This window comes from Streptococcus sp. HMSC34B10, from assembly GCF_001839505.1.
GTDB lineage: Bacteria > Bacillota > Bacilli > Lactobacillales > Streptococcaceae > Streptococcus > Streptococcus peroris.
On record NZ_KV841553.1, the window covers coordinates 174,755 to 192,441 of the forward strand.

The 17,687-nt window shown below is 39.1% G+C and carries 18 protein-coding genes; 5 read left to right on the top strand and 13 right to left on the bottom strand.

Annotation, left to right across the window (positions count from 1 at the left end):
- Positions 1-17 precede the first annotated feature (17 nt).
- From HMPREF3237_RS05150 to gyrA, 3 genes are all read right to left on the bottom strand, one after another.
- Positions 18-1,094 (bottom strand): aspartate-semialdehyde dehydrogenase, encoded by a 1,077-nt coding sequence (locus HMPREF3237_RS05150; protein WP_070889058.1) that lies wholly within the window; start codon positions 1,092-1,094, stop codon positions 18-20.
- Positions 1,095-1,234: 140 nt separating this feature from the next.
- Entirely contained in the window at positions 1,235-1,984 is a 750-nt protein-coding gene (locus HMPREF3237_RS05155) for a class A sortase (protein WP_006145655.1), read from the bottom strand.
- Complete coding sequence (gyrA, locus tag HMPREF3237_RS05160) at positions 1,984-4,452, bottom strand: DNA gyrase subunit A (RefSeq protein ID WP_006145656.1); 2,469 nt, start codon at positions 4,450-4,452, stop codon at positions 1,984-1,986. Before gyrA ends, HMPREF3237_RS05155 begins: the two co-directional genes overlap by 1 nt.
- A 194-nt stretch (positions 4,453-4,646) precedes the next feature.
- Here gyrA and HMPREF3237_RS05165 point away from each other — a divergent pair, with 194 nt between their 5' ends.
- Positions 4,647-5,633 carry an L-lactate dehydrogenase gene (locus HMPREF3237_RS05165; RefSeq protein WP_025168689.1) on the top strand — a complete coding sequence of 329 codons (987 nt, stop codon included), beginning with the start codon at positions 4,647-4,649 and terminating at the stop codon, positions 5,631-5,633.
- A 60-nt stretch (positions 5,634-5,693) separates the two neighbouring features.
- Here HMPREF3237_RS05165 and sdbB read toward each other — a convergent pair whose 3' ends face one another.
- The 9 genes from sdbB to rplU form a co-directional block, all read right to left on the bottom strand.
- Positions 5,694-6,254, bottom strand: a complete 561-nt coding sequence (sdbB, locus tag HMPREF3237_RS05170) for a thiol-disulfide oxidoreductase-associated lipoprotein SdbB (RefSeq protein ID WP_006145660.1) — start codon at positions 6,252-6,254, stop codon at positions 5,694-5,696.
- A gap of 12 nt (positions 6,255-6,266) precedes the next feature.
- Positions 6,267-6,974, bottom strand: a complete 708-nt coding sequence (ccdA2, locus tag HMPREF3237_RS05175; RefSeq protein ID WP_070889070.1) for a thiol-disulfide oxidoreductase-associated membrane protein CcdA2 — start codon at positions 6,972-6,974, stop codon at positions 6,267-6,269.
- 125 nt (positions 6,975-7,099) lie between these two features.
- Positions 7,100-7,960 (bottom strand): methionyl aminopeptidase, encoded by an 861-nt coding sequence (locus HMPREF3237_RS05180; protein ID WP_006145662.1) that lies wholly within the window; start codon positions 7,958-7,960, stop codon positions 7,100-7,102.
- 14 nt (positions 7,961-7,974) lie between these two features.
- Complete coding sequence (gene spxR, locus HMPREF3237_RS05185) at positions 7,975-9,252, bottom strand: CBS-HotDog domain-containing transcription factor SpxR (protein WP_070889059.1); 1,278 nt, start codon at positions 9,250-9,252, stop codon at positions 7,975-7,977.
- Entirely contained in the window at positions 9,245-9,796 is a 552-nt protein-coding gene (locus HMPREF3237_RS05190) for a GNAT family N-acetyltransferase (protein ID WP_006145664.1), read from the bottom strand. Before HMPREF3237_RS05190 ends, spxR begins: the two co-directional genes overlap by 8 nt.
- Before the next feature lie 17 nt (positions 9,797-9,813).
- Positions 9,814-11,073 (bottom strand): UDP-N-acetylglucosamine 1-carboxyvinyltransferase, encoded by a 1,260-nt coding sequence (locus HMPREF3237_RS05195; RefSeq protein ID WP_006145665.1) that lies wholly within the window; start codon positions 11,071-11,073, stop codon positions 9,814-9,816.
- 273 nt (positions 11,074-11,346) lie between these two features.
- A complete protein-coding gene (gene rpmA / locus HMPREF3237_RS05200) occupies positions 11,347-11,640 on the bottom strand; it encodes a 50S ribosomal protein L27 (protein WP_006149998.1) in 294 nt (97 codons plus the stop codon).
- A gap of 16 nt (positions 11,641-11,656) precedes the next feature.
- On the bottom strand, positions 11,657-12,001 hold the full coding sequence (locus tag HMPREF3237_RS05205; protein WP_070889060.1) for a ribosomal-processing cysteine protease Prp: 345 nt from the start codon (positions 11,999-12,001) through the stop codon (positions 11,657-11,659).
- Between the two features lie 15 nt (positions 12,002-12,016).
- On the bottom strand, positions 12,017-12,331 hold the full coding sequence (gene rplU / locus HMPREF3237_RS05210; protein WP_003002830.1) for a 50S ribosomal protein L21: 315 nt from the start codon (positions 12,329-12,331) through the stop codon (positions 12,017-12,019).
- A gap of 461 nt (positions 12,332-12,792) precedes the next feature.
- Here rplU and HMPREF3237_RS05215 point away from each other — a divergent pair, with 461 nt between their 5' ends.
- Together HMPREF3237_RS05215 and HMPREF3237_RS05220 are read left to right on the top strand one after the other, a co-directional pair.
- Positions 12,793-13,770 (top strand): Gfo/Idh/MocA family protein, encoded by a 978-nt coding sequence (locus HMPREF3237_RS05215; protein ID WP_070889061.1) that lies wholly within the window; start codon positions 12,793-12,795, stop codon positions 13,768-13,770.
- A complete protein-coding gene (locus HMPREF3237_RS05220; RefSeq protein WP_070889062.1) occupies positions 13,767-14,849 on the top strand; it encodes a DEAD/DEAH box helicase in 1,083 nt (360 codons plus the stop codon). The genes HMPREF3237_RS05215 and HMPREF3237_RS05220 overlap by 4 nt, the downstream gene beginning before the upstream one ends.
- 179 nt (positions 14,850-15,028) lie before the next feature.
- On the opposite strand, the gene HMPREF3237_RS05225 is transcribed toward HMPREF3237_RS05220, so the two are convergent.
- Positions 15,029-15,406: a YwiB family protein gene (locus tag HMPREF3237_RS05225; RefSeq protein ID WP_006145670.1), complete on the bottom strand. Its 378-nt coding sequence runs from the start codon at positions 15,404-15,406 to the stop codon at positions 15,029-15,031.
- A 72-nt stretch (positions 15,407-15,478) separates the two neighbouring features.
- Here HMPREF3237_RS05225 and HMPREF3237_RS05230 point away from each other — a divergent pair, with 72 nt between their 5' ends.
- Positions 15,479-16,783, top strand: a complete 1,305-nt coding sequence (locus tag HMPREF3237_RS05230; protein ID WP_070889063.1) for an HD domain-containing protein — start codon at positions 15,479-15,481, stop codon at positions 16,781-16,783.
- A gap of 12 nt (positions 16,784-16,795) precedes the next feature.
- On the top strand, positions 16,796-17,602 hold the full coding sequence (gene yidA / locus HMPREF3237_RS05235) for a sugar-phosphatase (RefSeq protein WP_070889064.1): 807 nt from the start codon (positions 16,796-16,798) through the stop codon (positions 17,600-17,602).
- The last annotated feature ends 85 nt before the right edge of the window (positions 17,603-17,687 follow it).

A 17,687-nucleotide genomic window follows, 5' to 3' on the forward strand; every position in this document is an offset into this window, starting at 1 on the left:
AAAAGAACTCCTACACATTATTTCAATTCAAATTTTAATTCAGCAGTTAGATGAACTAAACCTCGTTCATGTAAAGTTTCTGCGATTTGAACTGAGTTCCAAGCTGCACCTTTTAGAAGATTATCAGATACCACCCACATATGGATTCCTTTTTCTGCATCCAAGTCCTTACGGATACGTCCAACGAATGTATCACGTGAACCGACAGCATTGACTGCTTGAGGATAGATTTGATGAGCAACATCATCTTCAAGAACTGCACCTGGGAAGGCAGCAATAGCTGCTTTCACTTCGTCAATTGGGGCCACTTCTTTTGTTTCAATATAGACTGACTCAGAGTGAGCTGACAAGACCGGAATACGCACACAGGTTGCTGATACGGCAATGCTATCGTCTTCCATGATTTTTTTGGTTTCGTTTGTCATCTTCATCTCTTCGTAAGTGTAGTCATTGTCAGTGAAGACGTCAATCTGAGGAAGAGCATTAAAGGCGATTGGATAATGTTTCTTGTCCCCACCACATGGCAAGATGTTTGCTTGGACATCACGTGGATTCACACCTTCATTCAAAACTTCACGTAACTCACGTTGTGTCTCAAGAATAGCACCCATACCAGCACCTGAGACAGCTTGGTAAGTAGATACGATGATACGTTCCAAGCCCCATTTTTGGCGAACAGGCTCAAGAGCCACCATCATTTGAATAGTTGAACAATTAGGACAAGAAATGATTCCGTTGTGAGCATCAAGGGCGTGAGCGTTCACTTCGGGAACAACCAGTGGTACATCTGGATTTTGACGGAAGTAGGAAGTATTATCTACAACAACTGCTCCTGCTTTAACAGCATAAGGTGCGAATTTTGCAGAAGTTGAACCACCAGCAGAGAAAAGAGCAATATCAACACCTTCAAAAGAATCTTCTGTGGTTTCTTCAATGGTCACATCTTGACCCTTGAATTGTAAGACCTTCTCTGCAGAACGTGCAGACGCAAGGTAGCGAATATTTTCAATTGGAAGAGTTGATTCTTCTAACATTTTGATCATTTGAGCACCTACGGCACCTGTAGCACCGACAACAGCAACTGTGTATCCCATAACAAACCTCTTTTGGAATTTTCTAAAAATTTCTGTAATAGAGCTATTATACTACTTTTTAAGAAAATTGAAAAGTCTTTACCATACCTATTTTCTGAAAATGACAAAAAAGGCCGCTAATACTAGCGAACCTTTTATTACTATTCGTAAAATTGCTTGTATGGCTTATTAAAAGCGTTTAAAATATCTGATGGAGTATCTGCATATGATTTTGTCTCTATCAAATTTCCTTTAACGATAATTCTTTCAACAGCATTAGCATCTTCACAGGTCACCAAGGTAACCTCACTAACACCATCTCGTTCATCAATTACATCTACTCGATCAGGAGTTACAATTTTGACTTCTTCAATCTCGTATGTATAGACTTTTTCTTTATCAGTGAGATAAATTTTCATTCCTTTTTGAGCACGAGCAAGAGGTGAAAATAACTTCTTATCCGCATTTTCTCCAGCAAATATCCGGTGACTCGCCAAAGAATAGTTTCCTTCTCCCATTACCTGATTTGGTTTCATTGTCCCAGCACCATAGAAAAGGTTAACATTTGCGAGTCCTTTAAATATAGGCAAGTTCATTTCAAGTTCTGGAATTGCAATTCCACCAATAACAGGAAGCTGTTGGGAATCCCATTGAGCTGATAGCACTGCCTCTGATGATAGAGCTTTAACTGAGTTAAAATCAAAATTTCCATCCGCAGAAGCATTTTTATCAAGTGTTTCTTTAGAAACTTGTCCTACCTGATACTTATTGGTATTTAAAATCATAAAGAAATTTCGAATCTGTGAATTAAAAATTAAAGCTAGAGACAAAAGGATTAAAAACCCGGATATAATATTAATCAGCAGATTCTTATGCTTATTCTTTTTTCTTTTAGTTCTTTTTTGAGACATTATTCTTCACTTTCTATTTCATTTTCTGCCCCAACTTCTTCTTTCTCTGCTGCCGCAACTGTCGTAAAGGTCACAATTTTAGCATCCTGATCAAGACGCATCACTTTAACTCCCATAGTTGAGCGTCCTGTTTGCGAAATATTGGCAACGTTTGTTCGAATCATCACACCTTTATCTGTAATGATCATCAAGTCTTCATCACCCGTAACAGTCAAAAGACCGGCAAGTGGACCATTTTTATCGGTAACATTGGCTGTCTTCATACCTTTACCACCACGGCCCTTGGTCGGATATTCTGTAGCGACCGTTCGTTTACCATAACCTTTTTCGGTGATAATCAGAACCTCATCCTGATCAGTAATAACACTGGCTCCAACTACTGTATCACCTTCACGAAGGTTCACCCCTCGAACACCAGTAGCACTACGGCTCATACTGCGAACAGTTGATTGGTTAAAGCGGACTGCGTAGCCTAGTTTTGTTCCGATGATGATGTCCATATCTTCTTGAGTAAGGAGAACATTAATTAACTCATCTTCATCTTTCAGATTTAAGGCTTTGAGACCGTTTTGACGAATGTTTGCAAATTCTTTGACGCTCGTTCTCTTGACAATACCTGCTCGAGTTGTGAAGAAGAGGTAAGCATCATCACTACGTTCTGAATCAACATTGATAATGGTTTGGATACTTTCTCCTTCATCCAGCTTCAAGAGATTCACAACAGGCAATCCTTTGGCTGTACGACCATACTCAGGGATTTCATAACCTTTAAGTCGGTAAACTCGCCCTTTGTTGGTAAAGAAGAGTAAGTGATCATGGGTGCTAGTAGATACCAACTCACGCACAAAGTCATCATCCTTGACGCCAGTACCTTGAACACCACGTCCACCACGTTTTTGAGCAGTAAACTCGTCTTGATCCAAACGTTTGATATAACCTTTGTTTGATAAAGTGATGAGAACATCAGATTCTTCAATCAAATCTTCATCTTCGAGTGTCAAGACTTCACCGACCATCAACTCAGTACGACGTTTATCACCAAACTTACGTTTGACCTCATCCAATTCTTCCTTGATGATTTGTGCCACACGATCTGGCTTAGCAAGAATATCTGCTAAGTCAGCAATCAATGCTATGAGTTCATCATACTCAGACTGAATCTTATCACGTTCCAAACCTGTCAAACGACGGAGACGCATATCAAGAATTGCTTGACTTTGACGCTCAGAAAGCTTGAACTTGCTCATCAATTCTGCTTGAGCCTCTTCATCAGTTTCACTGGCACGGATGATACGAATGACTTCGTCAATATGATCTAGTGCAATCAAGAGACCTTCTAAGATATGCGCACGCGCTTCAGCTTTCTCTTTATCAAACTGAGTGCGTCGAGTCACCACTTCTTTTTGGTGCTCAATATAAGCATCTAAGATTTGACGCAGAGAGAGAATCTTTGGAACACCATTTTGAATGGCCAACATGTTAAAACCAAAGCTAGTTTGCATCTGAGTCATCTTGAACAAGTTATTTAAAATGACATTGGCAGACGCATCCCGTTTCACTTCAATGATGAAACGTACACCTTCTCGGTTTGACTCATCACGAACAGCTGTAATACCTTCGATACGCTTTTCTTGTACTAAGCGTACAATGTGCTCATGCACTTTCGTCTTGTTAACCATGTATGGAAATTCTGTAACAACAATACGCTCGCGACCAGTTTTAGTGACCTCGATTTCAGTGCGAGAACGAAGTACGATAGAGCCTTTTCCTGTTTCGTAGGCTTTATAAATACCTGATTTCCCCATAACGAGAGCACCAGTTGGGAAATCTGGACCAGGCAGTACTTCCATCAATTCTTTGGTTGTAACTTCTGGATTATCCATGACCAACTTAACAGCATCAACGGTCTCTCCTAAGTTGTGTGGCGGAATATTGGTCGCCATACCAACTGCGATACCCGTTGCTCCATTGACCAAAAGATTTGGAAAACGTGCAGGCAAAACTAAAGGTTCACGCTCATTGGCATCATAGTTATCAACAAAATCAACTGTATTTTTATTGATATCACGAAGCATTTCAAGAGCAATCTTGCTCATACGTGCTTCGGTATAACGTTGAGCAGCAGCTCCATCACCATCCATAGAACCAAAGTTTCCATGTCCGTCTACAAGCATGTAACGGTAACTCCACCATTGTGCCATACGGACCATAGCTTCATAGATTGAGGAATCTCCGTGTGGGTGGTATTTACCCATAACATCCCCAGTAATACGAGCGGACTTCTTATGAGGTTTATCAGGAGTAACTCCTAATTCATTCATCCCATATAAAATACGACGATGAACTGGTTTCAATCCATCACGGACATCAGGAAGAGCTCGAGCAACGATAACACTCATGGCGTAGTCGATAAAGCTAGTCTTCATCTCCCTTGTCAAATTGACATTCACTAAATTTTTATCCTGCATTAACAAATGCCTCATTTCACTATTAATAACTAGTTTTATTATACCATAAATTCTTGTCTATTTCAGTGTTCTGAAACGTCTAAAACGTTTACATAAAAAAGTAAATAGGTTATTCGTGACAAAGCTTTTTAAAAGTGCTAAAATGAAGATGAACGGGAAATCCCACAATAAAAATAAAGGAGATGTTTAGGCAAATGACAGCAACTAAACAACACAAAAAAGTTATCCTCGTTGGTGACGGTGCCGTAGGTTCATCTTACGCTTTCGCTCTTGTAAACCAAGGTATCGCTCAAGAACTTGGTATCATTGAAATCCCTCAATTGCACGAAAAAGCTGTTGGTGATGCTCTTGACCTTAGCCACGCCCTCGCTTTCACTTCACCTAAGAAGATTTATGCAGCTGAATACGCAGACTGTGCGGATGCTGACCTCGTTGTAATCACAGCAGGTGCTCCTCAAAAGCCAGGTGAAACTCGTCTTGACCTTGTAGGTAAAAACCTTGCAATTAACAAATCAATCGTAACACAAGTTGTTGAATCTGGATTTAACGGTATCTTCCTAGTAGCTGCTAACCCAGTTGACGTTTTGACATACTCTACATGGAAATTCTCTGGATTCCCTAAAGAACGTGTTATCGGTTCAGGTACTTCACTTGACTCAGCTCGTTTCCGTCAAGCCCTTGCTGAAAAATTGGATGTTGACGCTCGTTCAGTTCACGCCTACATCATGGGTGAACACGGTGACTCAGAATTCGCCGTTTGGTCACACGCTAACATCGCTGGTGTGAACCTTGAAGAATTCTTGAAAGATACTCAAAATGTTCAAGAAACTGAATTGATCGAATTGTTTGAAGGTGTTCGTGATGCTGCTTACACAATCATTAACAAGAAAGGTGCTACATACTATGGTATCGCAGTTGCCCTTGCTCGTATCACTAAAGCAATCCTTGATGATGAAAATGCAGTACTTCCACTTTCTGTATTCCAAGAAGGTCAATACGGAATTAAAGAAGTCTATATCGGTCAACCTGCTGTTGTTGGAGCACACGGAATTGTACGTCCAGTAAACATCCCATTGAACGATGCTGAACTTCAAAAAATGCACGCTTCTGCTAAAGAATTGAAAGCAATCATTGACGAAGCATGGAAAAACCCAGAATTCCAAGCAGCTTCTAAAAACTAAGTTCACATAGAAATAAAAAGTCTAGACAAGTTTGTCTAGACTTTTTTATTTCAAAATAGTTTAATCCATTTTAGCAAATGCTGCTTCAGCATCTGCATTACTAATTACTCCTAATTGAATCTTAGCAATTTTACCATTGGAATCAATAAGATATTCTGTTGGGATACTTCGGATTTGGTAAGCTTGGAAAATGCTTCCTTTTGTATCATACAGAACAGGAATATTCTTATAACCTTGTTCTTCAAACCATTTTGGAAATTGGTCTATAGTTTTTTCACCTTGGATCCCTGGTGCAATAACTGATAAAATTTCAAAGTCACGATCTTCCTTAGCAGCAAGTTCCATCAATTCTGGCATACTTTTCTTACATGGTCCACACCAAGAAGCCCAAAATTTAAGATAGACTTTTTTACCTTTATAATCAGACAATTTGACTTCTTTTCCATCCATTGATTGAAGAGTGAAATCTGGTGCCTCTGCTCCCACAGCCACTTGCTTCACAGTCGTTTGTTGCTGTGGTTGACTCTGAGTTGTTTGGCTTGGTTTACTCTCTTCTTTGCCACAAGCAAACAGAAGAAATAGCGACAAGAAACTAAATCCGAAATAAATAATTTTTTTCATATGTAACTCCTTTTATCCTAAAATACCCGATAATATATTTAACTGTCCCAACATTAATAAAATTCCCATGAGAATAATCAGCAAACCACCAATTTTCTTTAATAAGAGGATGTGGGATTTGATTTTGCTAAAAAACGGCATGATAAGACCTGATGCCAAGGCCAGAACTAAAAATGGAAGCGCCATTCCAAGAGTGTAAACAAGAGTTAGTAAAGCTCCCTGAAGTGCTCCATTTCCTCCTGATGCAGCCAATGCTAAAACAGAACTTAAAACTGGTCCGATACAAGGAGTCCAGCCAAAACTAAAGCTAATTCCTAATAGAAAGGGTGATAGATACTTGCTGGACTGTTCCTGTTTAAACTTTAGTGTTTTTTGTACCTCTAGTTTTCTTAGATGAAGGATTTCCATCTGATGTAATCCCAATAGGATAATAACAACTCCCATAGTATAACGGAACCAGTCAGCATAAAGTATGTTCCCAAGAAATCCAGCTCCGAAACCAAGGATAAAGAAAATAAGAGAAATACCTGCAATAAAACAAAGAGTGCGAATCAATCCAGACCAGGAAACATCTTTACCCAAAAAACGAAATGTCTTCGACTCCTCTTGATCATCTAACAAAATTCCAGCGTAGACTGGTAACAAGGGAAAGATACAGGGAGAAAAGAATGACAAGACCCCAGCTATAAAGACAGAAATAAAAAATAAAATACTTTCCAATTCAGAACCTACTTTCATTTAGTTATATTTTATTTTACTATAAAAGAAAACGTTTGTAAGATATCTGCTACGCAAATTTATTTTCAACTTTAAAAGATCAAAAAAGGAGCTTAGCTCCTTTTTACTTAATAAGTTCTTTCTTCACCCTGACTAGTTAAGATAACTGGCCCATCCTTTGTAATCACAAATTGGTGTTCATATTGACAAGAAAGGCCTCCGTCAACCGTTTTATGAGCCCATCCTGTTTTCATATCAGTATCAATTTCCCAATCACCTGTGTTAATCATCGGTTCAATTGTTAACACCATACCTTCTCTTAAACGAAGTCCTCGGCCTGCAATTCCATAGTTGGGAACCATTGGTTCTTCATGCATGGTTGGTCCAACACCGTGACCTACCAAGTCACGAACAACACCGTATCCACGACTTTCTGCATATTCTTGGATAGCAGCGCCGATATCACCAATACGATTTCCGACAACTGCTTTCTCAATGCCTATATACATAGCTTCTCTAGTGACTTCCATCAAGTTCTTTACTTGCTCAGAAGGTGTTCCAACTGCATAAGCCCAACAAGAGTCTGCCAAACCGCCTGTATAGCTTTGAGTATATTTCTTCACTTGTTGGACTTTGTCAAAGTTTAACTTAGAAACGTCTAATTCAGACTTGGCAATAGGACCTCCTAAAACCATATCTACTTTTAGTAAGTCTCCGTCTTTAAGAATATAATGTCGCGGAAATGCATGCGCAACCTCATCATTTAGAGAACAACATGTTGCGTAAGGATAATCCATCACCGCTCCGTCAACCCCAATTTGTAAGGGAAGGAAGTTTTCTTCTTTACAACGGCGACGTACATATTCTTCGACTTCCCACATATCTACACCTGGTTTGATGATTTCACGCAAACCGATGTGAATACTTGCAAGAAAATCACCCGCCTTATCCATTGCTTCGATTTCTCTAGCTGATTTTAATGTAATCATGTTTTCTCCTAATTCTAATTAATTTTTACAGTTACATTTGCTTTTGATACTATTTGGTGATTGAGATAAATGTCATAATCAATAATTGCTGACCGTCTCGTATGATGGATAATTCGTGCCTGAATCCGTAAAATATCATCAATCTGAACAGCCTGTAAGAAATAAATCAACATCTGTTCAATGATAAGATTACGTCCACTATTAACAACCAAATCCTGCGTCATATGGGTTAAAATTTCTGCAAGAACTCCATTAGCAAGGACACCATTTTTTTCAAGCATGAATGGTTCAACCGTAATGACAACTTCGTCATGATGGTATGATAACTTCTGACCAATCTGCTCAGAAAATGTTGGGAGAGCTGATACCTGCGAGCGGCTCATTTTTTCCATGACATCCCGCCTAGTAATAACACCAAGTAAGGTTTGATTACTTCTAACAACGGGTACCATTTCAAAATCTTCAGCAATCATTCTCTGACTCACGTTAGCGATATTCGTTGCTAAACCAGTCATATAAACAGTCCTTGTCATGACCTTATCAATGGTAGTACCTGGTGATTTATCTCCAGCATCACGCATGGTTACAACCCCCACAACCACCTTGTGTTGATTGATGACAGGAAAGCGACTAGTTCTATTCTTTCGTACCAAGTCCAAATAATCCTTCACAGTATCTGTTTCCTGTAAAAAACCATATTCATGACTAGTACGATAGATCTTTTCAACTGTTAGAATATCTGTCTTAATTTGAACATTTGAAAGAGCTCGATTAATCATAGTTGCAATCGTAAATGTGTCATGCTTACTGCGTAACACTGGGATATTTTTTTTATTAGCAGCATCCAAAACATCTTTATGAACTTCAAATCCACCCGTTACCAAGACAGCATTTTCATTTTCAAGTGCCAATAATTGGATCCGTGTTCTATCACCGACAATAAGTAGACCACCATCATGAAGATAAGAAAGAATATTTTTTTCTGTCATGGCTCCAATGGAGAATTTACTGAATTCTCTCTCCAAACCTGCTTGGCCAGCTAAAACTTCTGAACCAGTGACTTCTGCAATTTCTGCAAAGGTTAATCTCTCAATGGCAACTTTTTTGGACTTGACACGGACAGTTCCACTTCGAGGACGTGTTTCAACCAATCCTCTATTTTCAGCTTCTTTGATAGCACGATAAGCTGTACCATCACTCACTCCCAGCCTATTTGAAATACTTCGAACACTGACCCGTTTTCCGACTGGTAATTCTTCTAAATAAGCTAAAATTTCTTGGTGTTTACTCATTTAGCTCTCCTTTTGTATAGCGAAATTCTAGATAATCCCGCATCTTACGAGTATATCGATCACTACCCTTGAAACGACGATATAGAACGAAGCCTGATTTTTGTGCAACCTTTTGACTAGCACTATTTTCTAAATGCGTCACAATAGAAAGTTGCTTTAATTCAAACTGATCCATAGACAAATCGCGTAATTTAGTCACTGCTTCCGTCATATATCCTTGAGACCAATAATCTTTCCTTAAAAAATAGCCAATTTCTGCTTCTTTACGGATTTCATCCAGCTTTTCAAACTTGATGGCTCCAATCATCTTCTGTGCTTTCTTATCACAAATCGCCCAAATTCCCAAAGGTGATTTCATAAAGTAGTTAGCAAGAGCATATTGACTTTCCTCAATGCTGGCTTGCGTAGGAAAAATAAATTGGAGATTTTCAGGGTCTGATGCTAGAGCATGAAAGTCATCTACATCCGTAAAAAAGAATGGACGGAAATACAAACGTTCCGTCTCATAGAAAGAATACATTGCTAATTTTGTCCAGATATTCATTGTGTTCCTCAAAATGTCTAATCTTCTATTAGCTCAATATCTGCTCCAAGGTTACGTAATTTCTCAATAATATTTGAGTAACCTCGTAAGATATACTCAACACTAGTAATCTCAGTTCTACCTTCAGCCATAAGGCCTGCAATAACTAGGGCTGCACCTGCACGTAAGTCAGTCGCTCTTACACTTGCACCGTGTAAAGAATTACCACCCTTATAGATAATGTGATCATTAGTCGTTGTAATATCTGCGTTCATTTTAGCTAATTCAAAGACATGGTTCACACGTTTTTCATAAATGGTATCAATCAGTGTTCCTCGTCCTTCTGCTTTCAACAAAAGTGGTGTAATCGGTTGTTGAAGGTCTGTAGCAAATCCTGGATATGGAGCAGTTTTGATATTAACAGCTTTTAGATTTTTCTGCTCTTCAACAAAGATACTATCTTCAGAAACAGTCATATGAACACCCATTTCTTCTAACTTAGCAAGAAATCCTTCAAGATGTTCATAAAGTACATTATTAATAAGGATTCCCTTCCCTACGGCTGCAGCTAAGGAAATATAAGTTCCAGCTTCAATACGGTCTGGAATAACTTGATGCCGAGTTCCGTGTAAGGATTCAACACCATCAATGGTAATCATATCTGTACCTGCACCACGGATATGAGCTCCCATATTGTTTAACAATGTTGCTACATCAATGATTTCAGGCTCACGAGCAGCATTCTCAATAACTGTACGGCCTTGAGCTTTAACCGCAGCAAGCATTGTATTAATGGTCGCTCCGACACTGACAGTATCCATATAGATATGTGCGCCATGCAATTTAGAACCATTTGTGGAGAGATTCATATTGTCTCCCTCGTAAGTTGTAACGGCTCCCATCGCTTCAAATGCTTTTAAATGCAAATCAATCGGACGAGGTCCCAAGTCACATCCACCAGGCAAACCTACTGTTGCCTCACCGAAACGACCTAGAAGACTCCCATAGAAGTAATAAGATGCACGAAGACTATTAATTTTACCGTATGGCATTGGTTTATTTTGAACTCCACGAGGATCTATTTCTAAAACATCGTCATAGCGTTTAACACTAGCTCCCATGATTTCCATTATATCAATCAAACTAGCCACGTCTGAGATGTCTGGTACACAGTCCAAGATGACAAGATCATCTGATAAAATAATAGCTGGAATCAGAGCAACCACACTATTTTTTGCTCCGCTAATGGTTATCTCACCCTTTAATGGACGGCCACCGTTAATGACAATTTTTTTCATTAATTACTATAAACTCTTTCACTATTTATTCATGAGGTCTCACCTTATATTATATCATATTTCTTTCTTTTTTTCTATTGATGTTGATGAAATATATTGCTAAAGACTATACTGAATCCAAATAATTTCCAAAGTATTCTTAAAACATTACTTTCTCTAATTTTATGGAACAAAAAAGCCTTCCGAGAATCTCGAAAAGCTCTATTATATGCTAGTTAAAGCCTACTAACCTTCCATTTTAAGGCTAGAGATAAAAAGGTTTACTAACCCCTTTTATTTTGCGATAGGGTATACAGAAACTTGTTTCTTATCGCGACCTTTACGTTCAAAGCGTACTACGCCTTCAACTTTAGCGAACAAAGTATCGTCTCCACCACGACCAACGTTTACACCTGGATAGATGTGTGTACCACGTTGACGGTAAAGGATTGATCCACCAGTTACAGTTTGTCCGTCAGCTGCTTTAGCTCCAAGACGTTTAGCTTGTGAATCGCGTCCGTTTGATGTAGAACCTCCACCTTTTTTGTGGGCGAAAAGTTGCAAGTTGCTAAGAGTCATTTTTAACATAATGTTTTCCTCCGTGTTAGTTTTCTGTGATAACTCTGGTTTGGACGAACTCAGAAGAGTTCTCCGATAAATTTGCCATACCCAAGAAAAATGATTCGAAGAATAACTGCGTCATTTCTCTCTGGTGTGAAGGAAGATCAGTTGGAATTTCAACCATCAGATAACCACCTTCATCTTCGTTTAATTCTAAGATTGGTTCGTAGCCTGCAAATTTCTCAATGGAATTGATAAAATTTATGGCAAGCGTAGAAACAGATGCACACACGACATCATAGCCGTATTCGCCACTCTCGGCGTGTCCACTAATCTCCGCACTCCTCAGCTCGCCATCTTCGGCTCTCTCAAAGACTGCTTGTATCATGTGTTCTCCTTAAAATTAAGCGTTGATTGCGTTGATGACAACTTTTGTATATGGTTGACGGTGACCTTGTTTACGGTGGCTACCTTTTTTAGGTTTGTACTTATAAGTAACAACTTTCTTTTGTTTTCCTTGTTTTTCAACAGTTCCAACAACAGTAGCTCCAGAAACAAGTGGAGTTCCGACAACAGTGTTTTCACCACCAACAAGAACAACTTCGTTAAAAGTAACTTCTTGACCAGCTTCAACGTTCAATTTTTCGACGTAGATTGCTTGACCAACTTCAACTTTAACTTGTTTTCCGCCAGTTTTGATAATTGCGTATGTGCTCATTATGCACCTCCTATGTATTTTTGGGTTTCCCCGTATTTTTGTGAAGACTCGCCTAGCATCGTGGGACGAACCACTTAATAGAAGAGCTCTAAGTAAAACAAAGAATAAACTAGGAATGGAGCCGAAGACATAACTTATGTTAGGCAAGGCGATCATGACGAAGTTTAAATTTGTTATAAAACGAGCGACGATGTTCGAGCGGTTGCACAGGATTGTGCACAGTCAACTCTACAAGTATAGCATGATTCCAAATTTTTGACAAGTATTTTCAATCAAAATGATGCTTTTCTTTGCTTTTTTTAATTTATGAATATCTATCTTGTTCAGTATTTATCTGTGAGATAAAATCATTGTTCTAAAAAGCTCAAAGAGTGACTAGTAATCTCAAAAGAGCTCTCTAGCTAGTTCACCCTATCTGTGATATAATAAACACAATAAATCGTTTTTAAAAAGGAGTCTCTATGCTTAAACTCGGCATTATCGGAACGGGCGCAATCAGCCATCATTTTATCGAAGCAGCTCATACTAGTGGAGAATATCAACTGGTTGCAGTCTATTCAAGAAAAATCGAAACTGCAGAAAGGTTTGCTTCTCAATATTCAAATGTAACATTATTTGACCAGCTAGATGAATTTTTCAAGCATCCATTTGATGTGGTTTATGTTGCTAGTCCAAACTCCTTGCACTACAGCCAAGCTAAAGTTGCTTTATCTGCTGGAAAACATGTTATCCTTGAAAAACCAGCGGTGACTCAACCACAAGAATGGCAAGATTTGGTTCAAACGGCTAAAGATAATAAATGTTTTATCTTTGAAGCAGCACGTAACTATCATGAATATGCTTTCGCTACAATTAAGAACTTTTTAGCTGATAAACATGTTTTAGGTGCCGATTTTAACTATGCCAAATATTCATCTAAGATGCCTAACCTACTTGCTGGCGATACTCCTAATGTTTTCTCAGACCGTTTTGCAGGTGGTGCACTTATGGATCTTGGTATTTATCCACTCTACGCTGCTGTTCGCTTATTTGGAAAACCGACTCATGCAACCTATCAAGCTCAGAAACTAGATAATAGCATTGATTTAAATGGGGATGGTATTCTCTCCTATCCTGACTATCAAGTACACATCAAAGCAGGAAAGAATATCACTTCTAATCTTCCTTGTGAGATTTATACTACTGATGGAACCTTGACACTTAATACAATCGAGCATGTCCAATCAGCTACTTTTACAGACCATAAAGGAAATGAAGTTCAACTTCCTATCCAGCAGGCTCCTCACACCATGGCTGAGGAAGTCGATGCTTTCGCACATATGATAAATCAACCAGACCAGACACTCTATCAGCAATGGCTTACTGATGCAACAAATGTTTATCAAGTTCTTTATACCATGCGCCAGGATGCTGGCATTAGATTTGAGGCAGAAAAATGAAAACCAAACTACCCACCGAATGGCAAAAATTGATTGATAAACTTGGTTTCCAAGAATTCACTTCCATTCAAGAACAACTTTTTGAGCCTATAACAGAAGGTGAAAATCTTCTTGGAGTCAGTCCAACAGGAACAGGAAAGACTTTGGCCTATCTCCTACCTAGTCTTCTCAAACTTCAAAAGAAAAAAGCCCAACAATTATTGATTTTAGCTCCTAACACTGAACTAGCTGGACAAATTTTCGATGTCACTAAAACCTGGGGTGAATCTATTGGCTTAACTGCTCAGCTATTTCTATCCGGTTCGAGCCAAAAACGTCAGATTGAACGACTTAAAAAAGGACCAGAAATTCTGATTGGAACTCCCGGACGTATCTTTGAACTCATCAAATTGAAAAAAATCAAGATGATGAATGTGGAAACAATCATTCTTGACGAATTCGACCAGCTCCTTGATGATTCTCAAATTCATTTTGTCGAGAAAATTACCCACTACGCCCCCCGTGATCACCAACTCATCTACATGAGTGCCACTACCAAGTTTGATCAAGATAAGATTGCAGCTAACACGCGCATCATTGATCTATCAGACCAAAAGTTGGACAATATCCAACACTTCTACATGCAAGTAGATCATCGTCATCGAGTTGATTTGCTCCGTAAATTAGCTCATGTTGAGGATTTCCGCGGTCTCGTCTTCTTTAATAGTTTGTCAGACCTTGGAAGCGCCGAGGAAAAATTGCAATATCGCGATGTTTTGGCTGTTTCGCTAGCTAGCGATGTTAACGTTAAATTCAGAAAAGTTATCTTAGAAAAATTCAAAGATAATCAACTGACACTACTTCTTGCGACAGACCTTCTCGCTCGTGGTATCGACATTGATAGTCTGGAATGTGTGGTTAACTTTGATGTCCCTAGAGATATGGAAACATACACTCATCGTGCTGGTCGTACGGGTCGGATGGGCAAAGAAGGATATGTGATTACTCTTGTAACCCATCCAGAAGATCTCAAAAAGCTGAAGAAATTTGCAAGTGTACGTGAAATTGTCTTGAAAAATCAGGAACTCTATATCAAATGAGAGTGGGACAGAAATCGGTAATTCGTTAGAATTCGATTTCGTCGTCCCACCTCCGCACAGTTGAGTAGGGCTGTAAAAGCTGATGAAATCAGCGTAGTAGAGCCCACTCAACCACTGCGTCTTGCTCGACAATCCAAAGACAATTGAGAGGCTAGGACTTTTGTCCCAGCCTCTTTTTCTTATCCCCAGGTAATTTCTAAGCGGTAGTTCGCAAATGGAACTCCTTCTTTGTTTTGTAATTGATAAGCTAGTTCAATCTTCTCTCCACCAACTTCATAGTGGCTTGTTTGGATAATAAACTCCTGCAAGCCCATAGGTGTTGGAATATAGGCTAAACTATCAGTTCCCTTTAGAAAACGCATGATGGTCTTTGGAGTTGAGAAACGCGTCATAATCAGCTCTTTATCATCAAACTTGAGGACTACTTTTTCTTTCTCCTCATTATAAAAAAGCAGGTATCCATAGTCGCCCTTTTCACGTAATTCAACATCATAAAGTTGGTCCACTACTTCCAACTGCTCATCGAACTGGATGGTATTTCTCATTCTAATCTTCACAAGTCTTCCTCTTTCTTCTCACTTATCCCTACTATTTTACCAAAAAGGCAAGGAATTTGCTATAATGGTCTTATGAATGAAAAAGTATTTCGTGACCCTGTTCACAACTATATCCATGTTAATAATCAAGTTATTTATGACCTGATCAATACAAAAGAATTTCAACGGCTACGTCGCATCAAACAGCTTGGGACATCTAGCTATACTTTCCACGGTGGAGAGCATAGTCGTTTTTCTCACTGTCTAGGAGTTTATGAAATTGCACGTCAAATCACTGAAATTTTTGATAGAAAATATTCTGACGAATGGAATCCAAATGAATCTTTGTTGACCATGACTGCAGCCCTTCTACACGACCTTGGACACGGTGCCTACTCACACACTTTTGAACATCTCTTTGACACGGACCATGAGGCTATTACAAGAGCAATTATCCAAAGTCCTGAAACAGAAATTCATCAAGTTTTACTCCAAGTAGCTCCTGACTTTCCTGAAAAAGTAGCCAGCGTCATCGACCACAGCTATCCGAACAAGCAAGTCGTTCAGCTAATTTCCAGCCAGATTGATGCTGACCGCATGGACTATCTTCTTCGTGACTCCTACTTCACTGGCGCTTTTTATGGGCAATTTGACCTGACACGTATTCTTCGTGTCATCCGACCTGTTGAAAATGGTATCGCCTTTCAGCGTAATGGGATGCATGCCATCGAGGACTATGTCCTCAGCCGTTACCAGATGTACATGCAGGTTTATTTCCACCCAGCCACACGCGCCATGGAAGTCCTTTTGCAAAATCTTCTCAAACGTGCCAAGGAACTCTATCCTGAAAATAAAGACTTCTTTGCCCTTACTTCACCACATCTACTACCATTTTTTGAGAAAAATGTAAGCTTGTCTGACTATCTAGCACTAGACGATGGGGTTATGAATACTTATTTCCAACTCTGGATGACAAGTACAGATAAGATTCTAGCTGATCTATCGCAACGTTTTATCAATCGTAAGGTCTTCAAATCCATCACTTTTTCTGAGGAAGACCAAGACAAACTTGAAATCATGCGGAACTTAGTAGAAAAAATAGGATTTGACCCCAACTACTACACAGCTATCCACAAGAATTTTGACCTTCCATACGATATTTATCGACCTGAGTCTGAAAATCCTAGAACACAGATTGAGATTGTTCAAAAGAATGGTGAACTAGCAGAACTTTCTAGTCTGTCTCCTATCGTTCAATCTCTTGCAGGAAGCCGTCATGGTGACAACCGTTTCTACTTCCCTAAAGAAATGCTAAATCAAAACAGTATTTTCACAAATATCATTCAACAATTTTCACATTTGATTGAGAATGATCATTTTACTCCAGACAAGAAATAACAGAGGAAATTTATGAGTATAAAACTTATCGCCGTCGATATCGATGGTACCCTAGTCAATAGCAAAAAAGAAATTACTCCAGAAGTTTTTGCAGCTATCCAAGATGCCAAAGCAGCTGGAGTCAAGGTTGTGATTGCAACAGGACGCCCCATCGCTGGTGTTGCCAAACTCCTTGACGAATTGCAGTTGAGAGATGAAGGAGACTATGTTGTGACCTTCAACGGTGCCCTTGTCCAAGAAACTGCCACAGGACAAGAGATTATCAGTGAATCCTTGACCTACGAAGATTATCTAGATATGGAATTTCTTAGCCGTAAACTTGGAGTCCACATGCATGCAATTACCAAAGACGGTATCTATACTGCTAATCGCAATATCGGAAAATATACTGTACACGAGTCAACTCTCGTCAGCATGCCAATTTTTTACCGTACACCTGAAGAAATGGCTGACAAGGAAATCGTCAAATGTATGTTTATCGACGAACCAGAAATTCTCGATGCTGCTATCGAAAAAATCCCAGCAGAATTTTACGAACGCTACTCTATTAACAAATCTGCTCCATTTTACCTTGAACTCCTTAAAAAGGATGTAGACAAGGGCTCAGCTATTACACATCTAGCTGAAAAACTAGGATTAACAAAAGATGAGACTATGGCTATAGGTGATGAGGAAAATGACCGTGCCATGCTAACAGTTGTTGGTAATCCCGTTGTTATGGAAAACGGAAACCCAGAACTCAAAAAAATCGCCAAATACATCACCAAATCAAATAATGAATCCGGCGTAGCCCATGCTATTCGAACTTGGGTCTTGTAACATGATTAACATATAGAAAAGCACCCCAAAAGATAGATGTAAAACTCTAATTCTGATATGATACCTCTTAAGTAGACATGGTAAA